The organism is Amycolatopsis sp. A133, from assembly GCF_031082405.1.
Lineage (GTDB): Bacteria > Actinomycetota > Actinomycetes > Mycobacteriales > Pseudonocardiaceae > Amycolatopsis.
Genome location: NZ_JAVHJU010000038.1, coordinates 1 through 15,518 on the forward strand (window position 1 = coordinate 1; position 15,518 = coordinate 15,518).

At 72.3% G+C, this 15,518-nt stretch carries 18 protein-coding genes; 10 read left to right on the top strand and 8 right to left on the bottom strand.

The genetic code is table 11. The features are described from left to right. Positions 1–99 precede the first annotated feature (99 nt). From Q5425_RS25035 to Q5425_RS25045, 3 genes are all read right to left on the bottom strand, one after another. Positions 100–567, bottom strand: a complete 468-nt coding sequence (locus tag Q5425_RS25035) for a hypothetical protein (RefSeq protein ID WP_308674744.1) — start codon at positions 565–567, stop codon at positions 100–102. A 69-nt stretch (positions 568–636) separates the two neighbouring features. Beyond that, the gene (locus tag Q5425_RS25040; protein ID WP_308674745.1) at positions 637–1,476 is read right to left on the bottom strand and encodes an aldo/keto reductase; all 840 of its coding nucleotides are present in this window, start codon (positions 1,474–1,476) and stop codon (positions 637–639) included. A gap of 97 nt (positions 1,477–1,573) precedes the next feature. Next, positions 1,574–2,035, bottom strand: coding sequence for an SRPBCC family protein (locus tag Q5425_RS25045; protein WP_308674746.1), 462 nt, complete (start codon positions 2,033–2,035; stop codon positions 1,574–1,576). Positions 2,036–2,164: 129 nt separating this feature from the next. Here Q5425_RS25045 and Q5425_RS25050 point away from each other — a divergent pair, with 129 nt between their 5' ends. From Q5425_RS25050 to Q5425_RS25060, 3 genes are read left to right on the top strand one after another with little or no spacing between them, the layout of a single operon-like run. Next, positions 2,165–2,578 (top strand): phage holin family protein, encoded by a 414-nt coding sequence (locus Q5425_RS25050; protein ID WP_308674747.1) that lies wholly within the window; start codon positions 2,165–2,167, stop codon positions 2,576–2,578. Beyond that, the gene (locus Q5425_RS25055; RefSeq protein WP_308674748.1) at positions 2,575–2,880 is read left to right on the top strand and encodes a DUF3618 domain-containing protein; all 306 of its coding nucleotides are present in this window, start codon (positions 2,575–2,577) and stop codon (positions 2,878–2,880) included. The genes Q5425_RS25050 and Q5425_RS25055 overlap by 4 nt, the downstream gene beginning before the upstream one ends. Further along, the gene (locus tag Q5425_RS25060; RefSeq protein ID WP_308674749.1) at positions 2,877–3,143 is read left to right on the top strand and encodes a DUF4235 domain-containing protein; all 267 of its coding nucleotides are present in this window, start codon (positions 2,877–2,879) and stop codon (positions 3,141–3,143) included. Before Q5425_RS25055 ends, Q5425_RS25060 begins: the two co-directional genes overlap by 4 nt. A 58-nt stretch (positions 3,144–3,201) precedes the next feature. Here Q5425_RS25060 and Q5425_RS25065 read toward each other — a convergent pair whose 3' ends face one another. Further along, positions 3,202–3,570, bottom strand: coding sequence for an STAS domain-containing protein (locus Q5425_RS25065; RefSeq protein ID WP_308674750.1), 369 nt, complete (start codon positions 3,568–3,570; stop codon positions 3,202–3,204). A gap of 171 nt (positions 3,571–3,741) precedes the next feature. Between Q5425_RS25065 and Q5425_RS25070 the strand changes: the two genes are divergently transcribed. Then, on the top strand, positions 3,742–5,031 hold the full coding sequence (locus tag Q5425_RS25070; RefSeq protein WP_308674751.1) for an FAD-dependent oxidoreductase: 1,290 nt from the start codon (positions 3,742–3,744) through the stop codon (positions 5,029–5,031). Between the two features lie 11 nt (positions 5,032–5,042). Further along, positions 5,043–5,597, top strand: coding sequence for a hypothetical protein (locus tag Q5425_RS25075; protein ID WP_308674752.1), 555 nt, complete (start codon positions 5,043–5,045; stop codon positions 5,595–5,597). Here Q5425_RS25075 and Q5425_RS25080 read toward each other — a convergent pair. After that, the gene (locus Q5425_RS25080) at positions 5,594–6,472 is read right to left on the bottom strand and encodes a LysR family transcriptional regulator (protein WP_308674753.1); all 879 of its coding nucleotides are present in this window, start codon (positions 6,470–6,472) and stop codon (positions 5,594–5,596) included. The two genes, Q5425_RS25075 and Q5425_RS25080, sit on opposite strands and share 4 nt — an antisense overlap. 81 nt (positions 6,473–6,553) lie before the next feature. Between Q5425_RS25080 and Q5425_RS25085 the strand changes: the two genes are divergently transcribed. The 3 genes from Q5425_RS25085 to Q5425_RS25095 are packed head-to-tail and all read left to right on the top strand — an operon-like array spanning position 6,554 to position 9,242. Then, positions 6,554–7,882 carry a diaminopimelate decarboxylase gene (locus tag Q5425_RS25085; protein WP_308674754.1) on the top strand — a complete coding sequence of 443 codons (1,329 nt, stop codon included), beginning with the start codon at positions 6,554–6,556 and terminating at the stop codon, positions 7,880–7,882. A 7-nt stretch (positions 7,883–7,889) separates the two neighbouring features. Continuing rightward, a complete protein-coding gene (locus Q5425_RS25090; protein ID WP_308674755.1) occupies positions 7,890–8,024 on the top strand; it encodes a hypothetical protein in 135 nt (44 codons plus the stop codon). Positions 8,025–8,057: 33 nt separating this feature from the next. Beyond that, entirely contained in the window at positions 8,058–9,242 is a 1,185-nt protein-coding gene (locus tag Q5425_RS25095; RefSeq protein WP_308674756.1) for a 4-hydroxybenzoate 3-monooxygenase, read from the top strand. Here Q5425_RS25095 and Q5425_RS25100 read toward each other — a convergent pair. Then, the gene (locus tag Q5425_RS25100) at positions 9,239–11,587 is read right to left on the bottom strand and encodes an alpha-L-fucosidase (protein WP_308674757.1); all 2,349 of its coding nucleotides are present in this window, start codon (positions 11,585–11,587) and stop codon (positions 9,239–9,241) included. The two genes, Q5425_RS25095 and Q5425_RS25100, sit on opposite strands and share 4 nt — an antisense overlap. 238 nt (positions 11,588–11,825) lie before the next feature. Here Q5425_RS25100 and Q5425_RS25105 point away from each other — a divergent pair, with 238 nt between their 5' ends. Both Q5425_RS25105 and Q5425_RS25110 read left to right on the top strand, forming a co-directional pair. Beyond that, a complete protein-coding gene (locus Q5425_RS25105; protein ID WP_308674758.1) occupies positions 11,826–12,092 on the top strand; it encodes a hypothetical protein in 267 nt (88 codons plus the stop codon). A gap of 337 nt (positions 12,093–12,429) precedes the next feature. Further along, on the top strand, positions 12,430–13,665 hold the full coding sequence (locus Q5425_RS25110) for an SGNH/GDSL hydrolase family protein (protein ID WP_308674759.1): 1,236 nt from the start codon (positions 12,430–12,432) through the stop codon (positions 13,663–13,665). Here the strand turns inward: Q5425_RS25110 and Q5425_RS25115 are convergent. After that, the gene (locus Q5425_RS25115) at positions 13,623–14,930 is read right to left on the bottom strand and encodes an MFS transporter (protein WP_308674760.1); all 1,308 of its coding nucleotides are present in this window, start codon (positions 14,928–14,930) and stop codon (positions 13,623–13,625) included. The genes Q5425_RS25110 and Q5425_RS25115 overlap by 43 nt on opposite strands. Beyond that, positions 14,927–15,478, bottom strand: coding sequence for a GNAT family protein (locus Q5425_RS25120; RefSeq protein WP_308674761.1), 552 nt, complete (start codon positions 15,476–15,478; stop codon positions 14,927–14,929). The genes Q5425_RS25115 and Q5425_RS25120 overlap by 4 nt, the downstream gene beginning before the upstream one ends. Positions 15,479–15,518: the final 40 nt, after the last annotated feature.

Sequence of the window (15,518 nt, forward strand, 5' to 3'; positions counted from 1 at the left end):
GGCCGGCGGGGGAGGCGTGCCCGCGACCCGGCCGGGGGCGGCACTCTCCCGGGAGAGTGCCGCCACCGGTTGCTCTGAGACTCCTGCTGGTGCGGCTCGTTACTGAGCGGAGTACGGCGACCGGTTCTCCAGCGACGGGCCGGCGGTCGGGTACCGGCCGTCCTGACCCGGCACCGGGGCGACCGTCGTGCCCTGCTGCTCCGGCTCCACCCGCGGCCGCGGGCCGCGCTGGACGACCGCCTCCACCTCCTGCTCACCGCGGATGCGGGACAGGACGCCGAGGGTGATCGCGTGGGCCAGCGCGAGGATCAGCAGCAGCACACCGATCCGCCCGACCACGGCGGGCAGGTCGCTGCCGCCCATGTTGATGGTCGAGATCAGCGCCAGCACCCCCAACGTGGCGAGGTGGAACAACACCGTGACCAGGCGGGTCATCGAAGCGCCCGCCGCCGGGTCGCCGTAGGAGTTCTCCAGGTACCGGCGGCCGCTGCGGTAGATGATCTGCCCGTCTATCAGGACCAGCGCAACGCCGATCGCGAGGAACGACAGGTACGCGTTCGTGGTCATGCCGGACGCTCCTTCCTGGGGGACCTTGCCGGGGGGATACCCGGCAGGTCGCGCAGGGAAACGCCGCGGTCACGCGTTGAAGGTGTCCGGGTCCGGTCCGGTCCGGCGGCCCTCGTCGAGCCGGCCGATCTCCGCCATGTCCTCGTCGTCGAGTTCGAAGCCGAACACGTCGATGTTCTGGCGCATCCGGTCGGGTGAAGCGGACTTCGGGAACACGATGTTCCCGAGCTGGATGTGCCAGCGCAGCACCACCTGCGCGGCCGTCCGCCCGTGCTTCTCCGCCAGGCCGGTGAGCACCGGGTCGCCGAGGACGTCGGCCCGCGCGAGCGGGCTCCACGCCTGGGTGGCGATGCCGTGCGCCTGGTGGTATTCGCGCAGCTCGGGCTGCTGCAACGCCGGGTGGAGCTCGATCTGGTTGACGGCGGGCCGGGTGCCGGACTCCTCGGCGAGCCGGTCGAGGTGGGCGGGCTGGAAGTTCGAGACGCCGATGGCGCGGGCCTTGCCCGCTCGCAGGATGTCTTCGAAGCCCCGCCACGTCCGGACGTAGTTGTCCCGGGCCGGCAACGGCCAGTGGATGAGGTAGAGGTCGACGTAGTCGAAGCCGAGCCGGCGCAGGCTGCCTTCCAGCGCGGTGATCGCGTTGTCGTGCCCGTGCGCGTCGTTCGCCAGTTTTGTGGTGACGAACACGTCTTCCCGGGCCAGGCCGGAATCCGCGATCCCGGCGCCGACCCCGGCCTCGTTGCCGTACAGCTGAGCGGTGTCGATGTGGCGGTACCCCGTCTCCAGGGCGGTCCGCACGGCCTGGGCCGTCTCCTCCGGCGGGATGTCGAACACGCCGAAACCGAATTGGGGGATCCGCACGCCGTTGTTCAGTTCCGGGGTGGGAACGCCGGCTGTGGTGGTCGTCATTGTTCCGTCCTACCCGACCTTCCCCGGACGCGAAACGCGGCGGGGCGGGATCACCCGCCCCGCCGCGGCAACTCACCCCGAACGGGTGATCGCGGGGTTACTTCCCGGGGCGGTCCACGTCACCGCGCCAGCTGCCGGTCTCCCGGCCGCGCTGCTCGATGAACTCCTTGAACCGCTTGAGATCGCCCTTCACGCGGCGGTCGAGCAAGCCGAGCTTGTCGGCGACGTTCTCGGCGAAGCCCTCCGGGTCGATGTCCATCTGCGCGGTCACCCGGGTGTGCGAGTCGTCCAGCCGGTGGAAGGTGATGACGCCGGCGTGGTCCGGACCGGAGTCCGACGTCCAGGCGACCCGCTCGTCGGGGTGCTGCTCGGTGATCGTCGCGTCGAATTCGCGCGTCACGCCACCGAACTTCGTCACCCAGTGGGTGTGGGTGGCGTCCACCTGGCGGATCTGTTCGACGCCCTCCATGAACTTCGGGAATTCCTCGAACTGCGTCCACTGGTTGTAAGCGGTCGAAACGGGGACTTCCACGTCCACGATTTCGGTGATCGTGCTCACTGCACTCCTCCTCGTCGATGGTCGTCGATGATCGGCATGAATCGGCTACCCGGTGCCACGGCGGTCAAACCCGGCGCGGTTGACCCCCGCCGGAGCCGGGTACACGGCGGCCAGGCAAGGAGGTGTTCCGTGATCGAAGAGGTGAACAAGAAACCGGCGGCCGAGCGCTCGGTCGGCGAACTGGTGACCGACCTGACCGACGAGGTCAAGCGGCTGGTCCGGGACGAGATGCGGCTCGCGGTCTTCGAACTGCAGCGCAAGGGCAAGAAGATGGGCCTCGGCGCCGGGTTGTTCGGCGCGGCGGGCCTGTTCGCGTTCCTCGGGGCCGGCACGCTCGTCGCGGCCGCCGTGCTGGCGCTCGCGCAGGCCGTGCCGGGCTGGCTGGCGGCGGTGATCGTCGCGGTCGCGCTGTTCGTCGTGGCCGGGATCGCGGCGCTCGTCGGCAAGAAGGAAGTGACGCAGGGGGTGCCGCCGGTGCCCGAAGAGGCCATCAGCGGCGTCCGTGCCGACGTGGACGTCGTGAAGCAGGGAGTGCGGACATGAGCGGGGACTTCCCGAAGAACGCCGAGGAGGCGCGCCTCGACCGGGACACCACCCGGGAGGAGCTCGCCGAAACCCTCGAGGCGCTCGGGCACAAGCTCGACGTCAAGACCAGGGTTTCCGAAAGCGTCGACGAGAAACTCGACCAGGCGACCGCGAAGGTCGCCGACGTGACGAACGAGCCCACCGCGGTCAAGTTCCGCCAGGGCGCCGACGCCGTCCGCGCCAACCCGGTGCCGGTCTTCGCCGGGGTGCTGGGCCTGCTGATCCTGATCCGTCTGATCCTGCGCCGGAGGAATTCGTGAACAAAACGCTCTACAAGCCGCTGAGCTGGGTGGTCGGTGCGCTGGGCGGCATCCTGGCCGGCCAGGTGTTCAAGCAGGTGTGGACGCGCGTGGCCGGCGAAGAGGACGCCCCGGACGCCACCGACCGCGACTACACCTGGCGGCAGGTGGTCCTCGCGGCGGCGGTCCAGGGCGCGATCTTCGGTGCCGTCAAGGCGGCCACCGAGCGGGCCGGTGCGGTCGGTTACCGCAAGGCGACCGGCGACTGGCCGGGTGACGACTGACCCCCGGTTCCGACCGGCCACATGGGACGGACGGGGCGGAGGCGTGCTCGCCGGGCGGTCACGCCTGCCCGCCCCGATCGTGGGCCAGGCCGGCGAGCGCGGCCGGCACCCGGGGGTGGATCTTCAGCACCACGTCGGCGCCGGTGGCTTCCAACGACCGGGCGACCGCGTGGCTCCCGAGCACGACGGCGAGTTCGGTGCGGGCGTTCGCCTGCAGCAGCGACCGGACACCGGCGCAGCTCAGGAAGGCGACCCGGCTCAGGTCGGCGACCAGCCGGTCGCCGGTGGCGAGGGCTTCGTCGAGGATGCCGACGGTGGCGGCGTCGATGTCGCCGACCAGGGTCAGGACGCGGATCCCGCCCGGTCGCTCGGTTGTGGTGACGGTCAGGCCGGACGGTTCGTAGATCGTGCGGAAACAGTCGTTCACGGCGCTCCCTAGAAATTCAGCGTTGCAGGGGCGCTGACCGGAGCACGTGTCTGAACAACAGCCAACCCCCTGACCGTACGCCCCTGGGGGGTGAGGTCAACCCCGCGGGTTTCCCGGCTCCGACCTCGGGTAATCCGTTCGGGACGGATATCCGGCCCCGGAAGGAGATCCATGCGTGTCGTGATCGTCGGCGGCGGTTTCGCCGGGTACCACGCGGCGAAGAACCTGCGGAAGGTGGCCGGCGAAGAGGTCGAGGTCGTCGTGCTGAACCCGACGGATTACTTCCTCTACCTGCCGTTGCTGCCCGAAGTGGCGGCCGGGATCCTCGACCCGCGGCGGGTCACGGTTTCCCTCCCGGAGACGCTGCCGGGCATCCGGCTGGCGCTCGGGGTGGCCACCGGGGTGGACTTCGATTCCCGCCACGTCACCTACACCGATCCCGAGGACCGCGAACACCGGATCGGGTACGACCGGCTGGTGCTCGCCGCGGGCAGTGTCAACAAGCTGCTGCCGATCCCGGGTGTCCCGGAGTACGCGCACGGGTTCCGCGGCGTGCCGGAAGCGCTGTACCTGCGCGACCACATCACGCGGCAGATCGAACTGGCCGCCGCGGCCGAAGACCCGGCCGAGCGCACCGCCCGCTGCACGTTCGTGGTGGTCGGCGCCGGCTACACCGGCACCGAGGTCGCCGCGCAGGGCCCCGCGTTCACCGCGGCGCTCGCCGCGCGCCACCCCGAGCTGGCCGGCCGGCAGATCCGCTGGCTGCTGCTCGACGTCGCCGAGCGCGTGCTCCCCGAGCTCGCCGGACGGCTCGGCCGGACCGCCGACGAGGTGCTGCGCTCGCGCGGGGTCGAAGTGCTGATGAAGACTTCGGTGGACCACGCCGACGACAAGGGCGTCACGCTGACGAACGGCGACACCGTGCCGGCCCGCACCCTCGTGTGGTGCGTCGGCGTGCGGCCGGACCCGCTGGTGGCCGAGCTCGGGCTCGAGACCGCCAAGGGCAGGCTCGTGGTCACCGAGCAGCTGAACGTGCCGGGCCGCGACGACGTGTTCGCCTGCGGCGACGCCGCCGCGGTGCCCGACCTCACCCGCCCCGGCCAGTACACCGCGATGACCGCGCAGCACGCGCAGCGCCAGGGAAAACTGGCCGGGCGCAACGTGGCGGCGTCGCTCGGGTACGGCCGTCCCGGCACCTACCGGCACCACGACCTCGGCTTTGTCGTCGACCTCGGGGCCGGCGCCGCCGCGGCGAACCCGTTGCACGTGCCGCTGTCCGGACGGCCGGCAAAGGCCGTGACGCGCGGCTACCACCTCATGGCGATGCCGGGCAACCGCGTGCGCACGGCCGCCGACTGGGTCCTGGAGGCGCTGATCGGCCGCCAGACCGTCCAATTGGGACTCGTCCGCTCCGGTGCCGTGCCGCTCGACACGGACACCCCGGAACTCCCCCGTCGCTGAAAGGAACGCGCATGCCCGCCGAACCCGAACCCGTCCGCTCCGAGGGCCCGTCCGTCGTGACCGCCGGCGACCCGTCGGGCCCCAAGGTGATCGTGCTCGACCCCGCAGGCGCGGGCAAGCACGACGAACTGCCCGCCACCTGGCGGCCGCTGGCGGAGAAACGGGCCGTCTTCTGGTGCCGGGTGCCCGCCGGCGGCGCCCTCTCCGAAGCCGACGACCTGCTCGGCGACGCCGGCCCGGGCGACCCCGAAATCGCCGTCGTGGCGAGCGGCCCCTTCGCGGCGGAAGCCCTCCAGCTCGTCGAGCGGCACGCGGGCGCGGCCACGCACCTGCTGCTGGTCGATCCGGCTTCGGACGCGTTCCTCGCGTCCGGCGACGCCGCGCAGGCCAACGAGGCCTGGCTGGCCGAACGCGACGACGTCGTCGCCAAGCTGCGCGAGGCGGGCACCGACGTCCGGGTGGTCGCGTCAAGCAGCGAGAGCCCGGAGGACCGCGTGCCGCCGCCGCTGCCGCTCGGCCACCCCGCCGTCGTCGCGGCGGTCCGGTCGGTGCTCGGCGAGAACTAGCTGACGGCCGCGAGGTCCACGAAGGCCCGTACCACCGGGGACGCCGAGCCGGCCCGCCAGGCCAGGCCCAGGTCGATCCTCGGGGTCGGGTCTTCGAGCCTTCGCAGCACCACACCGCGGCGCCGCAGCGCGCGTGCCCGGTGTTCCGGGATCGCGGCGAGCCCCGCGCCTTCGGCGACCGCGCGCATGAGCTGTTCGTCCTCGGGCTCCTCGCGGACGATCGGCGGCACTCCGCCCGGCCAGACCTGGCCGCTGATGGCGTCGTACTGGCCGGGACCGTTCTCCCGCGGCCAGAACACCACCGGCTCGGCGGCGATCGCGGCCCGCCGCACCCGGCCGCGCCGGCGGGCGAGCGGGTGACCCGCGGGCAGCGCCAGCAGGACCTCCTCCGAGCCGACCACCGCCACCTCGATCCCCGGCGCGGTGACCGGCGGGCGCACGAAGCCGACGTCGATCTCCCCCGCCGCGAGCCGGGCCACGTTCAGGCTCGTCCAGCCCGTCTCCAGGGCGAGTTCGACACCCGGGTGCCGTTCGCGGTACGCCGCGACCAGGTCACCGGCCAGCGGGCCCGGCGCCGAACGCGTGTAGGCGATCCGCAGCCGCCCGGCGTCGCCCCGGCCGGCGGCGGTGACGGCGCCCCGGGCCCGCTCCAGCCGGTCGAGCAGTTCACGCGCCTCGGCGGCGGCGACGCGGCCGGCCTCCGTCAAGGCGAAGCGCGGACCCGTGCGGTCGAGCAGCGTGACACCGAGGTCGGCCTCGAAGGCGCGGATCTGCTGGCTCAGCGACGGCTGGGAGACGAACAGGCGAGCGGCCGCCTTCGTGAAGTGCATTTCTTCGGCGAGCACGGCGAAGTAGTGCCATCGGCGCAGGTCCACCCAGCTATTATAGGGCGAGCCTATGATTTGATCGGGACGAAGTCTTGGACCGGCGGGCCGGTCCGCTGCTGTCCTGGGACGGTGACCACGACCAGCGCACCCCAGACCCGCACCGGCCGCAGGCTGCTCGCCCTCGCCGCCGCGGCGGAGCGGCGGCTCGCCGACCCGATGGCCGGATTCGTCGACCTGGCCGGCGTCCGCGAAGCCGTCGAAGACCTGACGAAGGCCTTCGCACCGCTCGGGCGCGTCCAGCACACGGTCGCCGCCAAGGCGTGCGGTCTCGCTCCGCTCCTGCGGTTCCTCGGCGACCTCGGGGTCGACGCCGAGGTGGCGAGCCCGGGCGAGACGGCGGTCGCCGAAGCCGCGGGCCTGCGCGGGCCGCGGCTGGTGCTCGACTCCCCCGCCAAGACGATCGCCGAGCTGGCGCACGCACTGGCCGAGGGCACGGCGGTCAACGCCGACAACTTCCAGGAGCTCGCCCGGCTCGACCGGCTGGTCGGCGCGGCGCCGCCGCGGTCGGTGCTGGGCCTGCGGGTCAACCCGCAGGTCGGCGCGGGCCGGATCGGCGACACCAGCACCGCCACCGCGGCGTCCAAGTTCGGCATCCCGTTGCGGGACCACGGAAACCGGGGACTGCTGCTCGAGTCCTTCGCGCACCGGCCGTGGCTGACCCGGCTGCACGTCCACGTCGGCTCGCAGGGCTGTCCGCCGGAGCTGATGGCCGAGGGGGTCGCCGCGGTGCACGAACTCGCCGAGGAGATCAACGCCGAAGCCGGCTACCGGCAGGTCACCAGCCTCGACCTCGGCGGCGGGCTGCCGGTGGACTTCACCTCCGACGCCCCGGGCCCGACCTACGCCGGCTACGTCGCGACGCTGCTGGCCCGGGTGCCGGCGCTGGCCGACGGGCGCTACGCGTTCGTCACCGAGTTCGGCCGCTCCTTGCTGGCGAAGAGCGGCTTCCTGGTCAGCACGGTGGAGTACACGAAGGTCGCCGGCGGACGGCACATCGCCGTGACGCACGCGGGTGCGCAGGTGGCGGCCCGCACGGTGCTCCAGCCGGAGCACTGGCCGCTGCGGATCGGCGCGTTCGACGCGGCGGGCACGCCGAAGACCGGGCCCGAGGTGCCGCAGGACATCGCCGGGCCCCTGTGTTTCGCCGGTGACCTCCTCGCCCGGGAACGGCCGCTGCCGCTGCTGGAACCGGGCGACCTCGTCGTCGCCCACGACACCGGGGCGTACTACTTCGGCGCGCACTACGCGTACAACACGCTGCCGCGCCCGGCCGTGTACGGCTTCACCGTGTCCTCGCGCGGTGACGTGGAGTTCACCCCGCTCCGCCGCGCGCAGACACTGGCCGAGCTGGTCGCCGACGCCGGCGGCGAATTCCTCGGAGCGCGCCCGGCGGCGTGATCACCGGGTGGCGGAGCCCCCGGCCCGGCTGATCACCGGGTGCCGTCCGGTCGCCAAGCACCACACCGCCGAAGGCGTCGACAACAACGAGGACGGCGTCGTGCTTTCGCCGGCGTGGCCCCGGCTGCGGCATCATCACTGAGCGGTTCGCCCGGTTCGCGCTACCCTCGGGCGCATGGTGGCGAGGCGCACGGCGGTGGCCGTGGTGGGGGCGGGCCCGGCCGGGTTGACGGTGGCGAACCTCCTGCAGCGCGCGGGGATCGGCTGCGTGCTGCTGGAAGCGCAGAGCCGGGCGTTCATCGAACAGCGGCCGCGGGCCGGGTTCATCGAGGAGTGGGCGGTCCGCGGGTTCGAACGGCGGGGCCTCGGCGAGCAGCTCGTCGCGAAAGCGCCGCAGCACGAGAAGTTCGAGTTCCGGTTCGGCGGGCAACGGCACGTCTTCCGCTACGGCGACGTCACCGGGCAGCGGCATTTTGTGTACCCGCAACAGCTCCTGGTGACCGACCTGGTCGCGCAGTACACCGACGCGGGCGGCGAAGCGGTCTTCGAGGTCTCGGACGTCGAGCTGCACGACCTGACGTCGGGCTCCCCCGCCGTCACGTTCCGGGCCGACGGCGGGGAGCACCGGATCGACTGCGACTTCATCGCGGGCTGCGACGGCGCCCGCGGGGTCTCCCAGGGCTACTTGCCGCCGGAATCGACGGTGAAAGCCCACCACGACTACGGAATCGGCTGGCTGGCCCTGCTCGCGGAAGCACCGCCGTCCGCCGACGGTGTGCTGTTCGGCATCCACCCTCGCGGGTTCGCCGCACACATGGCCCGCACGCCTGCGGTGACGCGGTTCTACCTGCAGACCGCGCCGGGCGAGTCCGAGGCGGACTGGCCGGACGAGCGCGTGTGGCGGGAGCTGCACGCGCGGCTCACCGTGCCCGGCGGCGAGATCGTCGAGGGCAGGCTGTTCGAGAAGCGGATCCTCGACATGCACAACTACGTCGTGGAGCCGATGTCGCACGGCCGGCTGCACCTCGCGGGCGAGTCGGCGCACCTGGTCGCGCCGATCGCGGCCAAGGGCATGAACCTCGCCCTGCACGACGCTTTCCTGCTCACCGACGCGCTGGCGGCGTACTACGCGGGCGACCCCGCGCCGCTGGCCGGCTACTCCGCCGCGTGCCTGCCGCTCGTGTGGCAGTACCAGGAGTTTTCGCTGTGGTTGTCCGACATCTTCCACCACACCGCGGCCGCGGGCGAGAACCCGTTCGCGGCGCGCATCGCGGAGGCCCGGATGCGCCGCCTGCTCGGTTCGCCCGCGGCCGCGGCGGCGTTCGCGGAGCTGTACATCGGCAAGAACGCCGACCTCTAGCTCCAGGCGATCTTGAACACCCAGGTGTAGCGGCCCGCCTGCCGGGCGGCGGCCGGGACGTCGATCACCAGCGCGCCGTTCTCCACGGTCCAGTGCAGGTTGCCCCGGTAGCCGAGCATGGTCACGCGGTCACCGCCGCGGATCGGCACCGGGGCGTCCACCACCACGCGGCTGCCCGGCGCCGTCAGCGAGTGCACGTAGAACGCCTCGTTCTGCTTGACCGTGAACCGCAGGTCGCCGAGCTGGGCCATCCGCGACCAGTACGTCGTGTCGTAGATGGCTTCGCCGTTGACCGTCAGCCACGCGCCCGCGTCGCGCAGGTGCCGCTGCATGACGTCCGGGATCGAGCCGTCGAAGTCCGGGCCGATGTCGAGCAGGAAGTTGCCGTTCTTGGACACGATGTCCACGAGCGTCCGGACGACCTCTTCCGCCGTCATGTAGCGGTCGTCGGGGGTCGCGCGGTTGTAGCCGTAGGAGAACGGGTCGAGGCCGCGGCTCGCCTCCCACTTCGCCACCACGGTGTTCGGGTACGTCGTGTACTCGGGTGTGGTGAAGTCGTGGTCCGGGATGCCGCCGCGGTCGTTGTAGGTGACGTCCTTGGGGCGCTTGCGGTTCTTCGCGCGGTTGAAGTACTCGGTGAGCACGGCCCGGCTGTCGTTGACACCGCCGATGTCGAACCACAGGACGTCGGGGTCGAACCCCGAGACCAGCTCGAGGACCTGCGGCGCCTGGTAGTCGCGGACGAAGTCCTTCCCCGCGGTGTAGCCGGTGTAGGGCAGCGGCGCGCCGGTGTAGGGGTTGCGCGGCGCGTGGCCCATCCACGGGTTGTCCGGGTTGAACCACTCCGGCAGCGAGAAGTACAGGCCGTTGCGCAGCTGCGGGGTGTACTTCCGCGACGCCGCGAAGAGCTCCTTGACGATGTTGCGCTTCGGGCCGAGCTTGACGGAGTTGCGGTCGCTGACCTTCGTGTCCCACAACGCGAAGCCGTCGTGGTGCTTGGACGTCAGGACGTAGTACTCCGCGCCCGCGTCCGCGATCAGCTTCAGCCAGCTGCGCGGGTCGAACTTCGCCGCGGTGAAGAGCGGGATGAAGTCGTCGTAGGCGAAGTTCTCGCCGTACTTCTGCTTGTGGTAGGCGTAGGTCGCCCCGTTCGGGTCCTGCTGGTTCTGCCAGTACCACTCGGCGTACTGCTGCCCCACCGGCGCCCACGCGGGCACGGCGTAGACGCCCCAGTGGATGAAGATGCCGAACTTGGCGTCGGTGAACCAATAGGGCGCGCGGTGCGTCGAGAGCGACCCGTCGGTGGGCCGGAAATCGGGGATCCCGAGGGTGACCGGCACCTGCTGGGTGGCGAGGGTGCCGCGGCCGGCGGTGACGCGGAACTGGCCGTTCGTGGTGGTGCCGGGCGGCACGGACGCGTTCGGCGCCAGCCCGAGCCGCACGGTCGCCTGCTCACCGGGGGCCAGCGCGCGGATGGCCGCGGGCACGGTCGTCCGGCCGCCGGGGACGTCGACGGTGACGGTCACCCGGTCGCGCGCGCCGAGCCACACGGTCCCGGCGTTGACCACGGTCGCTTCCGCGGCCTGCGGGCCGCCGTCGGTCAGCAGGTTGGCCGTCGAGCGGCCGTCGAGGATCAGGGCCGAGCGGCCCACCGCCACCGGCTGGAGGGTGAGCGCGAAGACGTGCAGGCTCGAGACGTTCGGCGCCGGGTTCGCCGTCGTGGGCAGGGTCAGCGCGACGGCCTCGCGAGCCGGGTCGACCCACACCTGGCCGACGGCCAGGGAAACCGGGTTGTCGTCGACGGCACCGCCGGGTGCGTAGCGGAACGGCGAGACGAGGGCGCCGCTGCCGGTGTACCAGTCGGGACCGGAGAGGGACCCGGTGCTGGTGCTGCCGTCGGCGTAGTGCACGGTCGCCGGCCCGCCGGTCGCGCCGTAGCTGGCGGCGACCAGGAAGTAGGCGACGAAGTAGCGGCCCTCCGGCAGGTCGAGCCGCTGGCCGGTGGCGGCGATGTTGTTCTTCGCGCCCGCGGCCGCGGACCCCAGGGTGAACGGGACGCCGCCGGCGGTGACGGTCCGCCCGGCGGGCAGGTGCTCGGCCGGGAAGGTGTAGCCGGACCCGTCGAAGTCGCCGCCGGTGGCCGACGCGCTGTCGATGCCGTCGTTCGTGAACCAGGGGCCGAGCGCGACGGGGACGGGCGGCGGGGGCGGGACGATCGGGGTGTCCGGGGTGTCGGCGGCGTCGAGGGGCACGGCGGCGCCGGCGGGGATGCGGCCGGCCGCGCCGAGCGCGACGGCACCTCCCAGGGCGATGCCGAGAGCTTGACGGCGGGGGAAGGTCGGCACGGAACCTCCAGGGATCGGATGACTACGGCAGAAAGACAACAGATGTTGCCCAGGGAAGGCGCATTTGTTGCTGGCAGAGCTGATTCATCCGATGACTGACCCTGCTCGTTGACCTTCGCCGTGTCAAGGGGCCAACCGGACCGATCGAAGTGAACCGGCCTCGTGTTCGCCGCGTATCACTGGGTAACGAGCTGCAGCTCTCGCCGCCGGAACCCCGCCGCACCGAAAGGCCAGACCGATGTCCACCACCCCGAACGCGCTGAGCCGCCGCGCGATCGCCATGCTCAGGGCGATCGCCGACGGACGCGCCGAGCTCCGCTGCAGCTGTGAACCCGACCTCCGCGTGGACGGGCTGTCGTGCTGCGACCAGAGCACCGCCCACGACCTCGCCCACGCCGGGCTGGTCCGAGCCACCCGGCTCGTCGCCCCCGGCCAGTGGGCGCCCGCCGAACTGACCGACGCCGGGCACCGCGCCCTGACCGGAATTCCCGCCGCCGCAGCCTGAGCCTCCCGCACCGGGGGCGAGAAACCCGGGCGCCGGGCTGAACCGCCCGGCTCCGGCGGCCGTGCTTGGGGGTGAGGGCGTCTCGCACACGCCCTCCGGGGTCGCCACGAAGCAACGATCCGGGCCAGCCTCCGCCCGATCGGGACCGGGTACCCCGGCGAGCGGCCGTCGCGGCAACGGCCACCTCGCGCGGGCCCGTCCGGCATCCCCAGAATCCCGGACGGGCCCGCCCCTTTCTTCCGGAAACACTGCCGGGGGGACACTGTCGCGGATCTTGTCCGCTGCCTCACCTGATCAGCGGTCGCCGCCGCGCGGACTCACGCGCGACGGTGGGAGCATGCGACGTTTCGTGGCCGTGAGCGCGGCCGTCCTGGCGGGCATCGGTCTCCTCACCACGCCGGGCAGCGCGAACCCGGACAGCGCGAATTCAGGAAGTGCTGTCCCGGTCCTCGCCCAGCACGCCGTCGGCGGCTGGGTCGGCACGTGGGCCGCGGCACCCGCGGCCGCCGTGCCGAACACCCCGGACGGCTATCCGGGCTACTCGATCCGCAACGTCGTGCACACCAGCGCCGGCGGCGGCCGCGCCCGCGTCCACCTGTCGAACGCCTTCGGCGCCGCTCCCCTGACCTTCGGGCACGTCACCGTCGCCGTCCAGGGCACCGGCCCGGACGCCGCGGCGGGCACCCTGCGGTCGCTGACCTTCGGCGGTGCGCCGGGTGTCGTCGTGCCCGCCGGAGCCGAAGCGCTGAGCGATCCGGTCAACCTGCGGATCCCCGCCGACACGAACCTGCTCGTGACGACCTACGTGCCGGCGAAGTCCGGGCCGGTGACCTACCACCCGGCCGCGGCGCAGACGTCGTACTTCACGCGGGACGGCGACTTCGCCGCCAGCGAATCCGGTGCCCCGTACACCGAGCAGACGTCCGTGTGGCACTACGTCTCCGGCGTCGACGTCCAGGGCGGCGCCGACGCTTCGATCGTCACCCTCGGCGACTCGATCACCGACGGCGTCGGCTCGGCCGCCGGCGCCAACCACCGCTGGCCGGACTACCTCGCAGACCGGCTGCACGGCCGCTACGGCGTGCTCAACGCCGGCATCAGCGCCAACCGGCTGCTGCTCGACGTGCCCGGGTCCGGCGCCGGCCAGAACGCGCTTTCCCGCTTCGACCGCGACGTGCTGAGCGTCGGCGGCGTGCGGACGCTGATCGTGCTGGAGGGCATCAACGACATCCAGCAGGACCCGCACCAGACCGACCCGGCCGCGATCACCTCGGCGTACCGCCAGCTCGTGGCGCAGGCGCACGCGCGCGGCATCCGGGTCCTCGGCGGCACGCTCACCCCGTTCAAGGGCTGGCGGGTCTACGACGACACCCTCGAAGCGACCCGCCAGGCGGTGAACAGCTTCATCCGCACCAGCGGAGTCTTCGACGGCGTCGTCGACTTCGACGCGGCGGTGCGCGACCCGGCCGACCCGCTCCGGATGCTCCTGGCCTACGACTCCGGCGACCACCTCCACCCGGGCGACGCGGGCTACGAGCGGATGGCCGCTGCCGTCCGGCTCGACCGGCTCTGATCGCGCGGGATGAACAGCACCGCGACCAGGCTCAGCAGCGCCACCGCCACCAGGTAGAGCGACACCGAAAGCGAAGTGCCCGTGGCGGTCTGCAACGCGGTCGCGATCAACGGCGCGAAGCCGCCGCCCAGCACCGCGCCCACGGCGTAGGAGAACGAAGCGCCGCTGTAGCGGTAACGCGGCTCGAACAGCTCCGCGAACAACGCCGACTGCGGCCCGTAGGTGGCGCCGAGACCGATGTTCAGCACGATCACCGCCACGAGCAGCCACGCCGTCGCCCGCGTGTCCACGAGCAGGAAGAACGGGATCGGCCAGAGCACCAGGAGCACCGATCCGGCCAGGTACACCGGTTTGCGGCCCACGCGGTCGGACCACGCGGCCGCGACGAGGATGCTCACCAGCCACGTCACGCTGCCGACGATCACGACGACCAGCAGCGTGGTGCGGTTGATCTTGAGCACCGAAGTGCCGTAGGACAGCAGGTAGGCCAGGAAGATGTACCCGATGGCGGTGTTGGCGATGAAGCTGCCGGCCGCCACCAGCAGCGCACGGGGCCGCTCGCGCAGCACGTCGACCATCGGACGGCTGCTGCGCTCCTCCGCCTCCCGCAACCGCGTGAACACCGGGCTTTCCTCGATCCGCAGCCGGATCACCAGGCCGACGCCGACGAGCACGATGCTCGCCAGGAACGGCACCCGCCAGCCCCAGGCGGCGAACTGCGCGTCGGTCAGCGTGCGGCCGAGGACGAAGAACATCAGCTGCGCCAGGATCAGCCCGGCGGGCACGCCGATCTGCGAGAACGCGCCGTACCGGCCGCGGCGGTCCTCGGGCGCGTGCTCGACCGCCATCAGCGCCGCCCCGCCCCATTCGCCGCCCGCGCTCAGCCCCTGCAGCAACCGCAGGACCAGCAGCAGGATCGGCGCCCAGACGCCGATCGCGGAGTACGTCGGCAGCAGCCCGACGCCCACGGTGGCGAAGCCCATCAGCAACAGGGACAGCACCAGCATCGCCTTGCGGCCGACGCGGTCGCCGAAGTGGCCCCAGAGGATCCCGCCGACCGGCCGGGCCAGGAACCCGACCCCGAGCGTCGCGAACGCGGCGAGGGTCCCGGAAGCGGGCGACAGCGGCGTGAAGAACACCTTGTTGAACACCAGCGCCGTCGCCGTGCTGTAGATGAAGTAGTCGTACCACTCGATGGTGGTCCCCACCGCGCTCGCCACGGCGACCCGCCGCAACGGCCGGGCCGCGACCGCGGGGGTGCTCACGAGCCGGCTAGTGCGGCTGCCGGGACCAGGTCGTCCACGAGCAGGTCCATCAGCAGCCCGTCGTGCCAGCTGCCGTCCGGGCCCCGCTCGTAGGAGCGCATCGTGCCGACCGGCCGGAAGCCGAGCGACCGGTAGAGCCGGATCGCCGCCTCGTTGCCCGCCGCGGGGTCGATCACCAGCCGGTGGTGCCCGCGCTCGGTGAACAGGTGCCCGGCCAGCGCGCGGATGGCGTCCGAGCCGAGGCCGTGGCCCTGGTGGTCGGGGTGCACCGCGATGTCGATCCCGGCGTGGCGGTACTGCGGATCCGCCTCCTCGAAGGCGAGTTCGATGCCGATGACGGTGTTCGTGCCGTCGTCGAGCTCGATGGCGTAGGTCGTGGTGCCTTCGTCGGGGTCCAGCAGGTAGGACACCTGGGCGGCCACCGGCTCCTCGGCGTCGGCCCACCAGCGGGCGACTTCGGGGTGCGACAGGATCTCCTCGAACCGGGCGGCGTCCGGGGCGGCGGCAGGCCGCAGCCGGACACGGCTTCCGGTGATCAGGCCGGTCATCGGCTCAGTGTCGCCCGCCCGGGCGCCCGCTGTCGAGACC

Excerpts from the sequence above, each read along its gene's own strand:
- Q5425_RS25035 (WP_308674744.1), bottom strand. The coding sequence starts at position 567 with ATGACCACGAACGCGTACCTGTCGTTCCTCGCGATCGGCGTTGCGCTG.
- Q5425_RS25040 (WP_308674745.1), bottom strand. The coding sequence starts at position 1,476 with ATGACGACCACCACAGCCGGCGTTCCCACCCCGGAACTGAACAACGGC.
- Q5425_RS25055 (WP_308674748.1), top strand. The coding sequence starts at position 2,575 with ATGAGCGGGGACTTCCCGAAGAACGCCGAGGAGGCGCGCCTCGACCGG.
- Q5425_RS25070 (WP_308674751.1), top strand. The coding sequence starts at position 3,742 with ATGCGTGTCGTGATCGTCGGCGGCGGTTTCGCCGGGTACCACGCGGCG.
- Q5425_RS25075 (WP_308674752.1), top strand. The coding sequence starts at position 5,043 with ATGCCCGCCGAACCCGAACCCGTCCGCTCCGAGGGCCCGTCCGTCGTG.
- Q5425_RS25095 (WP_308674756.1), top strand. The coding sequence starts at position 8,058 with ATGGTGGCGAGGCGCACGGCGGTGGCCGTGGTGGGGGCGGGCCCGGCC.
- Q5425_RS25105 (WP_308674758.1), top strand. The coding sequence starts at position 11,826 with ATGTCCACCACCCCGAACGCGCTGAGCCGCCGCGCGATCGCCATGCTC.
- Q5425_RS25110 (WP_308674759.1), top strand. The coding sequence starts at position 12,430 with ATGCGACGTTTCGTGGCCGTGAGCGCGGCCGTCCTGGCGGGCATCGGT.
- Q5425_RS25120 (WP_308674761.1), bottom strand. The coding sequence starts at position 15,478 with ATGACCGGCCTGATCACCGGAAGCCGTGTCCGGCTGCGGCCTGCCGCC.